Annotated in this window: 15 protein-coding genes; 4 read left to right on the forward strand and 11 right to left on the reverse strand. The window is 65.5% G+C overall.

Going from position 1 to position 15,132, the window contains the following annotated elements:
• Nucleotides 1-9: 9 nt before the first annotated feature.
• The 9 genes from pncB to ACLV8F_RS07620 all read right to left on the reverse strand — a co-directional run bounded on the left by pncB (nt 10) and on the right by ACLV8F_RS07620 (nt 8,205).
• A complete protein-coding gene (pncB, locus tag ACLV8F_RS07580) occupies nt 10-1,197 on the reverse strand; it encodes a nicotinate phosphoribosyltransferase (protein ID WP_411883620.1) in 1,188 nt (395 codons plus the stop codon).
• 100 nt (nt 1,198-1,297) lie between these two features.
• Nucleotides 1,298-1,654, reverse strand: a complete 357-nt coding sequence (locus ACLV8F_RS07585) for an FKBP-type peptidyl-prolyl cis-trans isomerase (protein ID WP_411878320.1) — start codon at nt 1,652-1,654, stop codon at nt 1,298-1,300.
• Between the two features lie 88 nt (nt 1,655-1,742).
• Nucleotides 1,743-2,399 carry an ABC transporter ATP-binding protein gene (locus ACLV8F_RS07590; protein WP_411883621.1) on the reverse strand — a complete coding sequence of 219 codons (657 nt, stop codon included), beginning with the start codon at nt 2,397-2,399 and terminating at the stop codon, nt 1,743-1,745.
• Entirely contained in the window at nt 2,392-3,150 is a 759-nt protein-coding gene (locus tag ACLV8F_RS07595) for an ABC transporter ATP-binding protein (protein ID WP_411883622.1), read from the reverse strand. The genes ACLV8F_RS07590 and ACLV8F_RS07595 overlap by 8 nt, the downstream gene beginning before the upstream one ends.
• On the reverse strand, nt 3,150-5,033 hold the full coding sequence (locus ACLV8F_RS07600; RefSeq protein ID WP_411883623.1) for an ABC transporter permease: 1,884 nt from the start codon (nt 5,031-5,033) through the stop codon (nt 3,150-3,152). The genes ACLV8F_RS07595 and ACLV8F_RS07600 overlap by 1 nt, the downstream gene beginning before the upstream one ends.
• A gap of 4 nt (nt 5,034-5,037) precedes the next feature.
• Nucleotides 5,038-5,784 (reverse strand): nitroreductase, encoded by a 747-nt coding sequence (locus tag ACLV8F_RS07605; RefSeq protein WP_411883624.1) that lies wholly within the window; start codon nt 5,782-5,784, stop codon nt 5,038-5,040.
• Nucleotides 5,781-6,224 (reverse strand): acyl-CoA thioesterase, encoded by a 444-nt coding sequence (locus ACLV8F_RS07610; protein WP_411883625.1) that lies wholly within the window; start codon nt 6,222-6,224, stop codon nt 5,781-5,783. The genes ACLV8F_RS07605 and ACLV8F_RS07610 overlap by 4 nt, the downstream gene beginning before the upstream one ends.
• On the reverse strand, nt 6,187-7,191 hold the full coding sequence (locus tag ACLV8F_RS07615; protein WP_411883626.1) for an NAD(P)H-binding protein: 1,005 nt from the start codon (nt 7,189-7,191) through the stop codon (nt 6,187-6,189). Before ACLV8F_RS07615 ends, ACLV8F_RS07610 begins: the two co-directional genes overlap by 38 nt.
• 81 nt (nt 7,192-7,272) lie before the next feature.
• Nucleotides 7,273-8,205, reverse strand: coding sequence for a histone deacetylase (locus ACLV8F_RS07620; RefSeq protein ID WP_411883627.1), 933 nt, complete (start codon nt 8,203-8,205; stop codon nt 7,273-7,275).
• 256 nt (nt 8,206-8,461) lie between these two features.
• On the opposite strand from ACLV8F_RS07620, the gene ACLV8F_RS07625 reads away from it, so the two are divergent.
• Nucleotides 8,462-9,007 carry a phasin family protein gene (locus ACLV8F_RS07625; protein ID WP_411878416.1) on the forward strand — a complete coding sequence of 182 codons (546 nt, stop codon included), beginning with the start codon at nt 8,462-8,464 and terminating at the stop codon, nt 9,005-9,007.
• 178 nt (nt 9,008-9,185) lie between these two features.
• On the opposite strand, the gene ACLV8F_RS07630 is transcribed toward ACLV8F_RS07625, so the two are convergent.
• Nucleotides 9,186-9,959 carry a patatin-like phospholipase family protein gene (locus ACLV8F_RS07630; RefSeq protein WP_411883628.1) on the reverse strand — a complete coding sequence of 258 codons (774 nt, stop codon included), beginning with the start codon at nt 9,957-9,959 and terminating at the stop codon, nt 9,186-9,188.
• A 225-nt stretch (nt 9,960-10,184) separates the two neighbouring features.
• Between ACLV8F_RS07630 and ACLV8F_RS07635 the strand changes: the two genes are divergently transcribed.
• From ACLV8F_RS07635 to ACLV8F_RS07645, 3 genes are all read left to right on the forward strand, one after another.
• A complete protein-coding gene (locus ACLV8F_RS07635; protein ID WP_411883629.1) occupies nt 10,185-11,228 on the forward strand; it encodes an extracellular solute-binding protein in 1,044 nt (347 codons plus the stop codon).
• A gap of 223 nt (nt 11,229-11,451) precedes the next feature.
• Nucleotides 11,452-12,219 (forward strand): 3-hydroxyacyl-CoA dehydrogenase, encoded by a 768-nt coding sequence (locus ACLV8F_RS07640; RefSeq protein ID WP_411883630.1) that lies wholly within the window; start codon nt 11,452-11,454, stop codon nt 12,217-12,219.
• An 83-nt stretch (nt 12,220-12,302) separates the two neighbouring features.
• Entirely contained in the window at nt 12,303-14,153 is a 1,851-nt protein-coding gene (locus ACLV8F_RS07645) for a gamma-glutamyltransferase family protein (RefSeq protein WP_411883631.1), read from the forward strand.
• On the opposite strand, the gene ACLV8F_RS07650 is transcribed toward ACLV8F_RS07645, so the two are convergent.
• Nucleotides 14,150-15,046, reverse strand: coding sequence for a YihY/virulence factor BrkB family protein (locus tag ACLV8F_RS07650; RefSeq protein WP_411883632.1), 897 nt, complete (start codon nt 15,044-15,046; stop codon nt 14,150-14,152). The two genes, ACLV8F_RS07645 and ACLV8F_RS07650, sit on opposite strands and share 4 nt — an antisense overlap.
• Nucleotides 15,047-15,132 lie beyond the last annotated feature (86 nt).

The following is a 15,132-nucleotide window of genomic DNA, read 5'->3' on the forward strand; positions in this document are numbered from 1 at the left end:
TGCATCTCCTCAGGCGATCTCAAACACCTGGCGCAAATAGGCCAGGTATTTTTCGTCGTCGCACATGTTCTTGGAAGGGGTGTCGGACAGTTTGGCCACCGGCTGGCCGTTGCAGCGGATCATCTTGATGACGATCTGCAGCGGCTCGTAGCCGAGGTCGTTGGTCAGGTTGGTGCCAATGCCGAAGGCCAGCTGGCAGCGGCCCTTGAACTGCTGGTAGAGCTCTATGGTGCGCGGCACCGTCAGGCCATCACTGAAGATCAGCGTCTTGGTCTTGGGGTCGACGCGGTTTTTGACGTAGTGCGCCAGCATGCGCTCGCCCCACTGGAAAGGGTCTCCGCTGTCATGGCGCGCGCCGTCGAAGAGCTTGCAGAAATACATGTCGAAGTCGCGCAGGAAAGCGCTCATGCCGTAGACGTCCGACAGCGCAATGCCCAGGTCGCCGCGGTATTCCTTGGCCCAGGACTCAAAACCGAAGACCTGGCTGTCGCGCAGGCGCGGGCCCAAAGCCTGGCATGCCTGCAGGTATTCGTGCGCCATGGTGCCCAAGGGCGTGAGGCCCAGCTTCATGGCGAACAGCACATTGCTGGTGCCGGCGAACTGGCCTTCCACGCCCGTGCCGAGCCGCGTCACCAGGGTGCGCAGCACTTCTTCGTGCCAGGCCTTGCCGAAGCGGCGGCGGGTGCCGTAGTCGGCGATCTTGAGCACGCCCAGGCCTTCGGCCTGCAACTGCCCGATCTTGGTGTCCAGCCGCCGGCGGCCTTCGCTGACGTCAGCCTTCTTTTGCGTGTTGCGAAAGTAGACCTCGTTGATGATGGCCAGCACCGGGATTTCGAACAGGATGGTGTGCAGCCAGGGGCCCTTGATCGACACCTCGATCTCGCCCGAGGGCAGGGCCGTGACGTCCACATACTTCTCATTGAGGCGGAAGATGCCGAGGAAGTCGACAAAATCGCTTTTGATGAAGCGCATGGCCTTGAGGTAGGCCAGTTCGGCATCCTGAAAGCGCAGGCTGCACAGGCCGCGGATCTCTTCGCGTATCTCGGTCACATAGGGCGCGAGGTCGCCTATGCCCGGTGCGCCCGCGTTGCGGCACTTGAAGCGGTACTCCACCTCGGCGCCCGGAAACTGGTGCAAGACCACCTGCATCATGGTGAACTTGTACAGGTCAGTATCCAGCAGGCTTGTGATGATCATGGAGAACGCTTGAGGGCCGCGGCGCCGGGGCGCCTTGGTGGTTAATCAGGTGAACAAGCCCGCAGCAAATCTTGCGAACGGGCTTTCAACGCGCACTGACTCAGGTACCGAGAAAATCCACTTCAAACAACAAGGTGGCGTTAGGCGGAATCACGCCGCCGGCGCCGCGCGCGCCGTAGCCCAGCTCGGCCGGAATGATCAGGCGCCGCGTGCCGCCCACCGACATGCCCTGAACGCCTTCGTCCCAGCCGCGTATGACCTGGCCGGCGCCCAGTGAGAACTCAAAAGGCTGGCCACGGTCCTTGCTGGAGTCGAACTTGGCGCCTTGCACGCCGTCGTTGTAAAGCCAGCCGGTGTAGTGGACCTTGACGTGCTGGCCGGCCTTGGCGATGGCGCCCGTGCCCAGCACGGTGTCTTCGTATTGCAGGCCGGAGGGGGTGGTTGTGGTGTCGCTCATGGGGAGGTCCTTTTGAAGGAAATAGGGAAGATTGAAAGAGATGAAGAGGCAAAAGAAAGGAAAAGCCGGGAAAGAAGCGGGTCTTTCTTCACGAACCCCTGACTTTACCCGCAACCAGCAAAACCAGCCTGTCGGCGCGGGCGGCGAGCAACTCGTTTTGCTCGGCCACCAGCAAGCCCAGGCCTTGTTGCCGCAGCGCCAGCAGCGCATCGCGGATGGATTCCACCAGCACCGGTGCGATGCCCTCGCAAGGTTCGTCGAGCAGCAGAATCCGCGGCCCGGTCATCAGCGTGCGGGCAATCGCCAGCATCTGCTGTTCGCCCCCGCTCATCTGCGCGGCGCGGCGTCCCAGCATGGCCTTCAGCGCGGGGAACAAATCCAGCGCCCTGGCCTCTTGCGCCGCTGCGTCACGGCCCGCCGCGATGCGCAGGTTTTCGCGCACCGTGAGTTCGGTGAACAGCCGGCGGTCTTCGGCCACATAACCCAGGCCGGCCTGCGCTCGGCGGTGCGTGTCCCAACGTTCAATCGTCGTCAGGCCTGCGCCCTGCGGGCCCGCCGGGTCGCGGTAGCGGATGTGGCCTTCGGTGCGCACTTCCAAGCCCATCACGGACTTGAGCAGCGTGGACTTCCCGGCGCCATTGAGCCCCTGCAGCACAACGAGTTCACCGGGTGCCACCTGCAGCGATACCTCGAACAACGCCTGGGCCGGGCCGTAAAAAGCGTTGAGCTTGTCGACCTCAAGCATGGCTTGCCCCCTCGCCGCCCGCCTGGCCCAGGTAGCGGCTGCGCACCACGGCGTCGCGCGCGATCTCGTCGAACGAGCCCTGCGCGGCCAGCCGGCCTTCGATCAACACCAGCACGCGGTCGGCAACGCCCGCCACGGCGTCCATGTTGTGTTCGGTGTAGAGCACGGCCATGCCCTGCCCCGCCAGGCGCTTCACCAGTTGCATGAGGTCGGCACGCTCGGGCCCGGCCAGGCCGGCGGCCGGTTCGTCCAGCAGCAGCAATTGCGGTTGGGCCGCCAGCGCCACAGCCAGTTCCAGCCGCTTCTTCGCGCCATAGGGCAGGCTCAGCGCATCCTGCGCGGCGAGCGCCATTAGCCCGGTTTGTTCCAGCAGCGCCAAGGCCGGTTCACGCGCCTGTCCGTCCAGCGCCTTGAATGCGGAGACGGCCCGAGCGCCCAGCCGTGCCTGTATCGCCAGCTGCACGTTCTGCAGCACCGTGAGCGCCTCAAACACCTGGGCCACCTGGAAAGTGCGCGCCACGCCCAGCCCCAGCCGCGCCTGCGGGCTAAGGCCCTGCAGCGCCTGGCCGTTCCATGCGATGCTGCCGCCCGTGAGCGGATACTGGCCGGCGATACAGGCAAAGGTGGTGGACTTCCCGGCGCCGTTCGGGCCGATCAGGGCCACGCATTGGCCCGGCGCCACATCGAAGCTCACGCCGTCCACCGCGTGCAGGCCGCCGAAATGTTTGACCAGTTGCTTGACCTGCAGCATCAGGCCGCCCTTCCCGGCCTGCGCCGCCGCCAGGTCTCAAGCAGGCGCGGCAGCAAACCCAACAGCCCGGAGGGCGACGCCACCATGATCACCATGATGAAAACGCCCAGCAGGCCGCGCCAGTACGTCACTTCGCGGCCCAGTTCGGCGCCGGCATAACTCAGCACCACGCTGCCTGCCACCGCACCCCACAGCTGGTGCACGCCGCCCAGCAAAACCACCAGCAAGGCATCGACGGAGGTGGAAACCGACGCAAGCGACGGAAACACCGCGCCCTTGTGCGCGGCGAACAGCCCGCCGGCCAGGCCGGCCAGCACGGCGCTCTCGACAAAAATACGGTACTTGAGCCAGCCCACCGCCAGCCCGGAGGCCGAGGCGCGCAGCGGCGCATCGCGCAAAGCCTGCAGCGCGGCGCCCATCACCGAGCGGCCCAGGAAGCGCAGGGCCGCCACGGCCACCAGCACCAGCACCACCAGCAAGGCATAAAACACCGGCCGGCCTTCGTCGCTGACCAGCGTGAGCCCGATCAGGCCGTTGTCGCCGCCCGTGAAATCCACCCACTGCGTCGCGCCGGCCCAGACCACCTGCGCGAGCGCCAGCGAGAGCATGGCCAGGTAAACGCCGCTGCTGCGCACCACGGCCGCGCCGAACACCGCGGCCACCAGCAGGGCCGCGCCGCAGCCGGCCGCCAGCGCCAGCGGAAGCGAGGCGCCCCACAAACTGTGCGACAAAGCCGCGCCGTAAGCGCCCAGCGCGAAGAACGCGGCATGGCCAAAGCTGACCAGGCCGCCCAGCGCCATCATGGACTGCAGGCTGATGCCGAAGATCATGAGGATCAGCGCATCGGCCGCCAGCGCCTGCCAGTACGGCCCACCCACCCAGGCCAGGCCGGCCAGCAGCACACAGGAGGCGGCGATGGCCGAAGACCCGGCCGCGCCCATCGCCAGCCCGCGAAACTTCTGCGCCGCCTCGCGCACGCCGCTGCCGGCCTCCTGCGCGGAGACCGCCTTGCCGTTGAGGCCTTGCGGCCGGAACACCAGCACCACGGCCATGGTCAGGAACACGATGACCAGCGTGGCCTGCGGAAACACGTTGATGCCGAAAGCGTGGACCAGGCCGATCAGCAGCGCCGCCACAAAAGCGCCGCCTATGCTGCCCAGCCCGCCGGTGACCACCACCACAAAGGTCTCGACGATCACGTTCATGTCCATCTGCAGGTGCGCGGGCTCACGCGGCAACTGCAGCGCGCCGGCCAGTCCCGCCAGCGCGCAGCCCAGCACCACGGCGCCCAGCATCAGCGGGCGCGGGTTGACGCCCAGCGCCGCGAGCATGGAGCGGTCCTGCGTGGCGGCACGCAGGCGCTGGCCGAAGCGCGAGCGCCGCAGCAGCAGGTGCAGGCCCAGCCAGACCAGCGGGCCCAGCGCGATCATCGCGAGCTGGTAGACCGGGAAGAACTCGTCGCCGATCTGCACCGAGCCCTTGAGGCCCGGAAAGCGCGGCGCGAACACCTCATCCGGGCCAAAGCCCCACTGCATCGCGTCGTGCATCGCGAGCGTGAGGCCGAAGGTGGCGACCAGCTGGTACAGCTCGGGCGCGCCGCTCATGCGCCTGAGCAGTAAAAATTCAGCCGCTGCACCCGCCAGCCCCGCACAGGCGGCGCCCATCAAAATCGCGAGAAGGTAGAGCGGCGCGCTCTCGCCCCAGGCCGGGAACCACTGCGTGACCCAATGCGCCGTGAACAGCGCGCCCAGCATGAAAAAACTGCCGTGCGCGAAGTTGACGATGCGCGTGACGCCGAAGATCAGCGTGAGGCCCGCCGCCATCAGGAACAGCGTGGTGGCGTAAGACAGGCCACCGAGCAGCTGGACCATGGAAAAGGTCATCCGGTCAGTCCAGCCAGGTGGTGAATTCGGAGGCGGGAACCCTTGGCGTGCGGAACGTGTTCACCGGCGCCGTCTCATCGGCATAACCCAGCGCCATGCCGCACACCAGCATTTCACCCTCACCCGCACCTATGTGCGGCAGGATGATTTTGGCGTAGCCGTTCCAGGCCGCCTGCGGACAGGTGTGCAGCCCCAGGCCGCGCGCGGCCAGCATGAGGGTCTGCATGAACATGCCGTAGTCCACCAGCGAGCCGCGTCCCATCGCGCGGTCCAGCGTGAACATCAGGCCCACGGGCGCGTCGAAAAATTTGAAATTGCGGTGGTGCTGCGCATGCATCCTGTCCTTGTCGCCTTTGACGATGCCCAGCAGGCCGTAAAGGGCCCAGCCGTTTGCGCGGCGCCGGTCAATAAAGGGCGACACCCACTTCTCGGGGTAGTAGTCGTATTCCTCTTTGTACTCGGCCGCCAGGGCCGGGTTGGCGTGCAGCGCGTCGTGGGCATCGCAGACCTTGCTGACGAGCGAGTCGCGGCTCGCGCCCTGAAGCACATAAGCCTTCCAGGGCTGGGTGTTGGTGCCCGAGGGCGCGCGGCTCGCAAGTTCCAGCAGGTGGGCGATGGCCTCGCGCGGCACCGGCTTGGGCAAGAACTGGCGAATGGACTGGCGGCTCAGGATGGCTTCGTCCACCGCGTTGCGCGCATCGCCCGCCTGGCGTGGGGCGATGTAAGGAAGCACGGGCGGTGCCTGGGTCATCGGAGGGTCTCCAATACGGAAAGCAGTTCGGGTGGAAGCGGCGCCGGCCGGCGCGTAGCGCGGTCGACGTAAACGTGGATGAAGTGGCCGCGCGCCGCGCACGGCTGGCTTTCGTCGCCGGGGAACAGCGCGACTTCGTAGCGCACGCTGGACGAGCCGATGTGCGCGACGCGAATCCCCGCAACGACGGGCTCCGGAAAAGCCAGCGGCGCGAAGTAGTTGCACTGGGTTTCTATCACCAGGCCGATCACGCTGCCGGTATGGATGTCGATGGCGCCGCGTTCAATCAGCAGGCCGTTGACGGCGGTGTCGAACCAGCTGTAGTAGACGACGTTGTTGACGTGGCCGTAGACGTCGTTGTCGGACCAGCGGGTGCCGATGTCGCGGAAAGCTTTGTAGGCGCTACGGGCTTCGGCTTGCGGTCGTGTCGGGGAGGTCATGAGGCCCTATTTTGCCAGCGCGGGCCAAGCTGGGCTCTCGAGCCGCTTTTGAGCCGATGGCGTGGGGCTCCCGCCCCAGCAATTCGGGCAGCCGGTTAGGGGAAGGAATGTTATCCCGCTGCAGCAGAATCCAGTGCCCGTAAGAGAAAGGCGAGAAATGCGTGAGGTCGCAGGCATGTGCGCCCAGGCGTGCCATCCAGTTGGGCAAGGGCAGTTGCAGCGCGCGGGTGCCGGTGTAGTCGGCGCGCAGTTCACGCAGGTACTCGGCATAGCCATAACGGCGCGTGCCGCCCAGCTCAACTTCGCGATGGGCGGCCAGCGAAGGAAAAGCCGCGAGCGCGGCAAAGGCCAGGCCGAGGTCCGTGGCCGTCATCGCCGCGATGCCGCCGCGCGCACCGCGCGGAATGCAGTGCACGGGAGAGCGCGACAAGCCGCGCAGCCAGCGCGCGCCGAAACCGCCCTCGCCGTCGAGCAGCGAGGGCCGCACGATGGCGTAGTCGCTGCCCGAGGCCGCGATGGCGCGCTCGCCCAGCAGCTTGCTCGACAGGAAGCGGCTCTTGGCACCCTCGTGCAAACCCAGGGCCGAGGTGTGGATGAAGCGTATGCCCGCCTTGGCGCAGGCGAGCGCCAGCGCCGCCGGCGCGCGGTGGTGAACGTGCTCGTAAGACTCATGGGGCCGCTGGCGCAGGATGCCCACGCAGTTGACGATCACGTCCACGTCTTTGAGCAAGGCGTCCCACGCATCCGCTTGCAGGAGTTGCTCAAAGCGCGCAAGGCGCATGGCGGCAAAGGGATAAGCGGCCTCGTGGCGCTCCGGATGGCGACTGCCTATCGCGAGTTGCGCGCCGGCGGTATGCAGCGCGGCCACGGCATGGCGACCGATAAAGCCGGTGCCGCCCAGGACCAACACGCGCAAGGGGGAAGTTTTTTCAGCATCGTCGGAAACACGGGGAGTGGGCAGCGGCATGTTTTTGCTTCTTCTATGTCCAGGGGTCGCCGAAGCGAATCCCACGCAATGTAGCAGCAATCCATGGCGCGCATCGACGGGTTAGGGATTCCAGCGCGCCCAGTACTCGAGTGCCAGTGTGTAGGTATTCATCTGCACCTGCACGGTCTCGTCGATGTTGACGCCATAACCGCCCGCCATGGAAAACGCCAGCGGAATGCGGCGCTGCCAGGCCCAGTCGAAGACGCGCCGGTCGCGCGCCTCCAGGCCGTCGAAGCTCAGCGCCAGGCGGCCCAGCCGGTCGCCCGCATACGGGTCGGCGCCGGCCAGGAAGAAAATCAGGCCGGGCTCGAAGCGCCGCTCCAGCTCATCGAGCGCGTGCTCCAGCGCCTGAAGGTAGGCCGCGTCGCCGCAACCCTCGGGCAAGTCCACGTCGAGGTCGCTGGCTTCCTTGCGAAAGGGGAAATTCTTCTGCCCGTGCAACGACAGCGTGAACACGCTGGTGTCACCGGCAAAGATGCTGGCCGTGCCGTTGCCCTGGTGCACGTCCAGGTCGATGATGGCCACTTGCAACGGCTTGCGCTGGTGGCGATGCCGCCGCGCCCACTCCGCCTGCATCAGCCTGGCGGCCACCGCCGCATCGTTGAACACACAAAAACCGCTGCCCTTGTCCGCATAGGAGTGGTGCGTTCCGCCCGCCAGGTTGGCGGCAATGCCTTCCCCCGCCATGGCCACACGGGCCGCCGCGACGGTGGCGCCGGCCGAGCGGCGCGCGCGTTCGGCCATGCCCAGGCTCCAGGGAAAACCGATCTCGCGCTGCGCCGCGGCCGGCAGGGTTCCGTGGGTGATCGCATCGATGTAAGCCGGTGTGTGGACCAACGCCAGTTCGCCATCCGTCGCAGCCGGCGCCTGCGCCATGCGCACCTGTGGGCGTTCGCTCACCAGGCGGTCCCGCAACAGGCGATATTTCGCCATGGGGAAACGATGGCCGGACGGCAGCGGCAGAACAAAGTTATCGGCGTAGAAGGCTTGCAAGATGCGTTGTCTTCAAATAAATATGGGCCATTGTGGCCCCCAAGCGCGCAGCACCATTTCTAAGACGCGAGTAAGCCTTTTCGGTACTTTTTAAATGCTGTTTCAGGGCATTCGCTAGAGGTCGACCTCTAAAATGGTGCACTGCAACATAAAATGCTTGCAATGGTGCGGGCAATCCCTATACTTGGGCTTATGTTGCAGTGCAGCAATTCAGCGCAAAGCAACTACCGCCCTCACCTAAACCTATCTGGAGATCATTATGTTGACCGCTGAACAAGTCCTCGCTTCCCACAAAGCCAACATCGAAACCCTGTTTGGCCTGACCCACAAAGCCTTCGAAGGCGTTGAAAAGCTGGTCGAGCTGAACGTGCAAGCCACCAAGGCCGCCCTGGCCGAAACCGCCAACCACACGCAAGCCGTGATGGGCGTGAAAGACGCACAAGAACTGATGGCCCTGCAAGCCGGCCTGGTCCAGCCCCTGGCTGAAAAGACCGCCGCTTACAGCCGCCACCTGTATGACATCGCTTCGGCTGCTGGTGCAGACCTGGGCAAGACCTTTGAAGCCCAGACCGCTGATGCGCAGAAGAAATTCGTCGGCCTGGTCGACAACGCAGCCAAGAACGCTCCCGCCGGTTCCGAAACCGCCGTGGCTGTCCTGAAGAGCGCCGTCGCCGCCGCCAACAACGCATTCGAGTCGGTCCAAAAAGCCGTGAAGCAAGCCAGCGACATCGCTGAAGCCAACTTCAACACGGTTGCCGCCTCCGCCGTGAGCGCCACCAAGACCACCGCCAAAAAGCGTTGATCACAGCGCCTTGAGCGCTAACGTTCATGGAGCCTGTTTCACGGATCCTGTTTGACTGAACGGGGTTTCAAGCCAGTTGTCTCCTCGGGTCCTTTCCGAAATTCATTTTCACGGACCCCTTAAAGCCCGATCGCAAGATTGGGCTTTTTTTTTGCCTGAAGCCAGCGGAACCGCGGCGCTATTTCTGCGCCGCCAGCCTGGCCTTGAGCTGCGGCAGCGCCGCCAGCATGGCGGCCCGTCCCGCATCGATGGCGCGCTGGCGCGCCGAGAAATCGGCGCTTTTGAGGCCCGTTAGCGAAGGCCGCACGACGACGTCGGCATCCTTGAGTTCGTACTGGTTGATGCTTTTGCCCATGATGGCAAAAGTCTGCAACAGGATTTGCAGCGTGTCCCCGGCCGGGTTGTTTTCCGGCGGGCTGGAGATGTCGACCGCAATCACCACGTCGGCGCCCATCTGCCGCGCAAACCGCACCGGCACCGGCGACACCAGGCCGCCGTCCACATATTCGCGCCCGTTGATCTTGACCGGCAGGAACACCGCCGGCACCGCGCTCGACGCGCGCACCGCAGTGCCGGTGTCGCCGCGCTGGAACAGCACGGCCTGGCCGCTGTTGAGGTCGGTGGCGACAATGCCCAGCGGGATCGCCATGTTCTCCATGGTCCGGTTGGCCACCAGGTCGTTGACGTAGCGGGCCAGCGCATCGCCGCGGAACATGCCGCGGCCAAAGATGGGCAGCATCCAGTCGGTGATGGCGACCTCTTCCATGTTGAGCGCGGTCTGCTGCAGCTGCGCGCTGGTCTTTCCGCTGGCATACAGGGCTGCCACCAGGCTGCCGGCCGAGGTTCCAACCACCAGTTGCGGTTTGAGCCCGGCTTCCTCCAGCACGGCGATCACGCCCACATGGGCAAAGCCGCGCGCCGCGCCGCCGCCCAATGCGAGCCCGATGCGCACCGGCTTCCTCGCGGCCTCTACTGGCGTCGCCACAACTGGCGCGGCCGGACCGGACGGTGTCGTGGCACAACCGGCCAGCACCGACAGGACAAGTGCCAGGCAGGCGCCGGCCCGCCACCCGCGTGCCTTCGAAGGCTTGCGCGACGTAGGGGCTCTATCAGGAATGATTCTTATTTGCTCTATCATGGCCGGGCTTTAAAAAATACCAGTTAGGAAGTGAAAGTTATGTTCAAAAAAGTGGTTCTCTCGTCGCTGCTGTTGCTGGCAGGCTTTGCATCCGCGCAGGAACAAGTGGTCAACTTGTATTCTGCCCGCCATTACCAGACTGATGAAAAGCTCTACAGTGACTTCACCAAGGCCACCGGCATCAAGGTCAACCGTGTGGACGCCGACGACGCCGGCATCCTGGCACGCCTGAAGGCCGAAGGCGCGGCCTCCCCCGCCGACGTGATCCTGCTGGTTGACGCGGCCCGCCTCTGGAAGGGCGACGTGGACGGCCTGTTCAAGCCCATCAAGTCCCCGGCCCTGGAAGCCGCCATCCCCGCCAAGCTGCGCGCCAAGGAAACCGCCGAAGGCACCACCTGGTTCGGCTTTTCGACACGCGCCCGCGTGGTGGTCTACGACAAGCTCAAGGTCAAGAAGGCCGACGTGGACACCTATGAAAAACTCGCCGACCCGAAGAACAAGGGCCTGCTGTGCACGCGCTCGGGCGCGCACCCTTACAACCTTTCGCTCTTCGGCGCCGTGACCGAACACATGGGCGAGGCCAAGGCCGAAGAATGGCTCAAGGGCCTGGTGGCCAACATGGCGCGTGACCCCAAGGGCGGCGACAGCGACCAGATCAAGGCTGTGGCCAGCGGCGAATGTGGTATCGCGCTGACCAACAGCTATTACCTGGCGCGCATCATGCGTTCCAAGGCGCCGGAAGACATCGCTGTGGCCGACCGCGTCGGCGTGGTCTTTCCCAACCAGGCCAGTTGGGGCACGCATGTGAACATCGCCGGCGCGGCGGTCGCCAAGAATGCCAAGAACACGGCCAACGCCATCAAGTTCATGGAATACCTGGCCAGCCCGAGCGCGCAGGAATATTTCGCCAACGGCAACAACGAATGGGCCGCAGTACCGGGCCTGGGCGTCAGCAACCCGGCGCTCAAGGCCATGAGCCCCTCGGGCAACGGCAGCTTCAAGTCTGAAACCATCCCGATCAGCGCCGTGGGCAACAACCAGCTCAAAGTGCAGCAGATGCTGGACCGCGTCGGCTATAAATAAGCCAGCGCCTTCTTTTGCGAAAGCCCGGCGGCCGAAAGGCGCCGGGCTTTTTTCATCGCCGGGCCGCCCCAAGATGAAAACGCCCCCTCGGGGGGCAGCGACCACACGAAGTGAAGGAGCGTGGGGGTAATTTCATGCGCCATAATTGACGTTTACGTTAACGTCATGTCGCGTCCCAGGCAGGCATTCAGACCCCCCCTCACTCTTTTCATCAAGGAACATCATGGATATCGCAGGCAAAGTATTTATCGTCACCGGCGGCGCATCGGGCCTGGGTGAAGGCACGGCGCGCATGCTGGTGGCCAACGGCGCGAAAGTCGTCATCGCCGACATGCAGGCCGACAAGGGCGAAGCCATCGCCAAAGACCTGGGCGCGGACAAGGCCGCCTTCGTCAAATGCGACGTGAGCCAGGAAGCCGACGGCCAGGCCGTCGTGGCCAAGGCCGTCGCCATGGGCAAGCTGATGGGCCTGGTGAACTGCGCCGGCATTGCGCCCGCCGAAAAAACCGTGGGCAAGAACGGTGCCCACAGCCTTGCCGTGTTCAGCAAGACCATCACCGTCAACCTGGTCGGCAGCTTCAACATGATCCGCCTGGCGGCCGACGCCATGTGCAAGAACGACCCCGAAGCCACCGGCGAGCGCGGCGTGCTGATTTCCACCGCCTCCGTGGCGGCCTACGACGGCCAGATCGGCCAGGCGGCCTACAGCGCCTCCAAGGGCGGCATCGTCGGCATGACGCTGCCCATCGCGCGCGACCTGGCGCGCAACGGCATCCGCAACATGACCATCGCCCCCGGCATCTTCGGCACGCCCATGCTGTTCGGCATGCCGCAGGAAGTGCAGGATTCGCTGGCCGCCGGTGTCCCCTTCCCGTCGCGTCTGGGCACGCCGCAGGACTACGCGAGACTGGCCAAACATATCATCGAAAACGACATGCTCAACGGCGAAGTGATTCGCCTGGACGGCGCGATCCGCCTGGCGCCTCGCTGAGTTTCCATGCCGTTGTGAGGTGGGGGGCTGCTCGGTATAGTGGGTTTCGACCAAACCCTACAACGACGTTCAAGGAGACTCCCATGAGACACGCCTTCCCGGCACTGGCAGCCACCGCGCTGCTGGCCGCCTGCGCCAGCAGCCCCTCCTCCTTCACTTACCAGGCGCCTGCCGGCGCCATGCAGCCCGAAGGCGCATCAGGCTTCACGCCCAAGCCGGGCTGGGCCACTAAAAAGTTCGCCGTGGCCGCGGCCAACCCGCTGGCCACCGATGCCGGCTACCAGATCCTCAAGGCCGGCGGCTCGGCGGTCGATGCGGCGATTGCCGTGCAGATGGTGCTCACATTGGTCGAGCCGCAATCCAGCGGCATAGGCGGCGGCGCCTTCCTGCTGCACTACAACGGCAAAACCGTGGAAGCCTTTGACGGCCGCGAAACCGCGCCCGCTGCCGCCGATGAAAAACTCTTCCTGGCCGCCGACGGCAAGCCCATGGCGTTTTACGACGGCGTGGTCGGCGGCCGCTCGGTCGGCACACCCGGCACGGTGCGCATGCTGGAGATGGCGCACCGGCAATACGGCAAGCTACCCTGGGCGCAATTGTTCGCGCCGGCCATCCAGCTGGCGGAACAAGGCTTCAGGGTCAGCCCGCGGCTCAACACCTTGCTCAAGGACGAAAAATACCTGGCGAAAAACGACCCCGTGGCCGCGGCCTATTTCTACAAACCCGACGGCACGCCGGTCGACACCGGCAGCGTGTTGCGCAACCCAGCCTTGGCCGACGTGCTGCGCCAGATCGCGGCGGGCGGCTCCAAAGCGCTGCTGGAAGGCAAGGTCGCCGAAGCCATCGTCGGCAAGGTGCGCGGCCATGCCGGCAACCCGGGCAAGCTCGCGATGAGCGACCTCGCCGGCTACCAGGCCAAAAAGCGCGAACCCATCTGCTCGGACTACAGCGCCGGCGGCAAAGCCTACCGCCTGTGCGGCATGCCGCCGCCCAGCTCGGGCGCGATTGCGGTCGGGCAGATCCTCGGCATCCTGAACAACACACCCGCCGCCACGCTGGGCCTGGTCACCGGCAGCGGCGGCGTGCCCGGCACGGTGTCGCCCACGCCATCGGCCGACTGGCTGCACCTCTACACCGAGGCCTCGCGCCTGGTCTTTGCCGACCGCGGCCAGTACCTGGGCGACCCGGACTTCGTGCAGCCCCCGGGCGGCAGCTGGATGAGCTTGCTGGACCCGGCTTACCTCAGCGAGCGCGCCAGGCTGATACAGCCCACCGGCCCCAGCATGAAGACCGCCAAACCCGGCGTGCCCGGCGCCGTCAAGACTGCCTACGCGCCCATGCCCGAGCAGGTCGAGCACGGCACCTCGCACATCAGCATCATCGACGGCTACGGTGACGCGATTGCCATGACCACGACGATTGAAGACCAGTTCGGCTCGCGCCTGATGACCAACGGCGGCACCGGCAAGCCGGGCGGTTTTTTGCTGAACAACGAGCTCACCGATTTCAGCTTTGCCCCGTCGGACGCCGAAGGCAAGCCGGTGGCCAACCGCGTGCAGCCGGGCAAACGCCCGCGCTCGTCCATGGCGCCCACGCTGGTGTTCGACAAAAACTCGGGCCAGCTCGTCATGAGCGGCGGCAGCCCCGGCGGCGCGCTCATCATCCACTTCACGGCCAAGACGCTGTACGGCACGCTGAACTGGGGCCTGAACGCGCAGCAGGCGATTGACCTGCCCAACTTCGCTTCGCTCAACGGCCCCAGCATCCTGGAAGAAAAACGTTTTTCACCGGCCACGGTCGAAGCACTCAGAAACCGCGGCGCCGAAGTGCGTGAGCAGGCCCTGACCAGCGGCCTGCAGGCCATCCAGAAAACGCCAGAGGGCTTCTTCGGCGGCGCCGATCCGCGGCGCGAAGGCCTGGTACTCGGGGATTAACCCAGCCGCATGGGCTTGGCAGGCTGGTCCTGCCGGGCTGTGCCCAGGCGCTCGTATTCCGAGATCACCTGCGCGCCCAGCAGCAGCAAGGTGGCGGCGACTTCCAGGCTCAGCAACACCAGGATGGAGGTGGTGAGGGAGCCGTACACCAGGCCCACCTGCGACAGCGTGGAGAAGTACCACACCAGCAGGTGGCGCGTCAGCTCCCACAGCAGCGCGGCGGTCACGCCGCCCAGCAAGGCGTGCCGCCATTGCAGGCGGCCCACCGGCATCACCATGTACAGCGAGGTCAGCAGCAACACCTCGCCCGCCAGGCCCAGCAGGTAGAGCAGCGCGCCGGAAAAGCCGCTGAGCGACCACTCCAGCCCCAGGAAGTCCACGCTTTTTTCACCGAGCGCCTGCAGGCTGCCGGAGACCAGCGTCACCAGCAGCAAACCCAGGCCCACGGACACGATGTAGCAATAGGGCAAAACGGCCGACACCAGCAGGTGCCGCCGCCGTATCGCCACACGGTGCAAAAAGATCACCGACATCGCGTTCTCCAGCACCGTGAAAGCCAGCGAACTGAAAAACAGCATGGTGGCCAGCAAGACCCAGCCCATCACCTCGCGGTGCGCCAGGAAGTTGGCCAGCTCAGACGTGATGAAGCCCCCCTGGCCCGGCGCCAGCCAGCCGATGTAGCGGCCCAGCGCCTGCAGCAGCGCGTCCTGGTCTATCACATGCGACAGCGCGATCGCGACCAGGATCAACAGGGGCACGATGGACAGCAGCGCGTAATAGGCCACGGCCCCCGCCAGCAGCAAACCCTGGTTGGCGCGAAAGCCCTTGAGCACCCGGAGCGCAAAGGCGCCCGGGTGGCTGAAAACATAAGCAAGGTTGGGGGCAAGCGTCATGGTTAGGCCCCGCTCCCGGGGCGGCAAGGAAAAACCCATTATGGGAAGCGCCCGGGCCCGCGCGATGCCGCCGGATGCCGCCAATG

Origin of the sequence: Polaromonas sp. YR568, assembly GCF_943369675.1 — a bacterium.
In the GTDB taxonomy this organism is placed as follows: Bacteria; Pseudomonadota; Gammaproteobacteria; order Burkholderiales; family Burkholderiaceae_C; genus Polaromonas.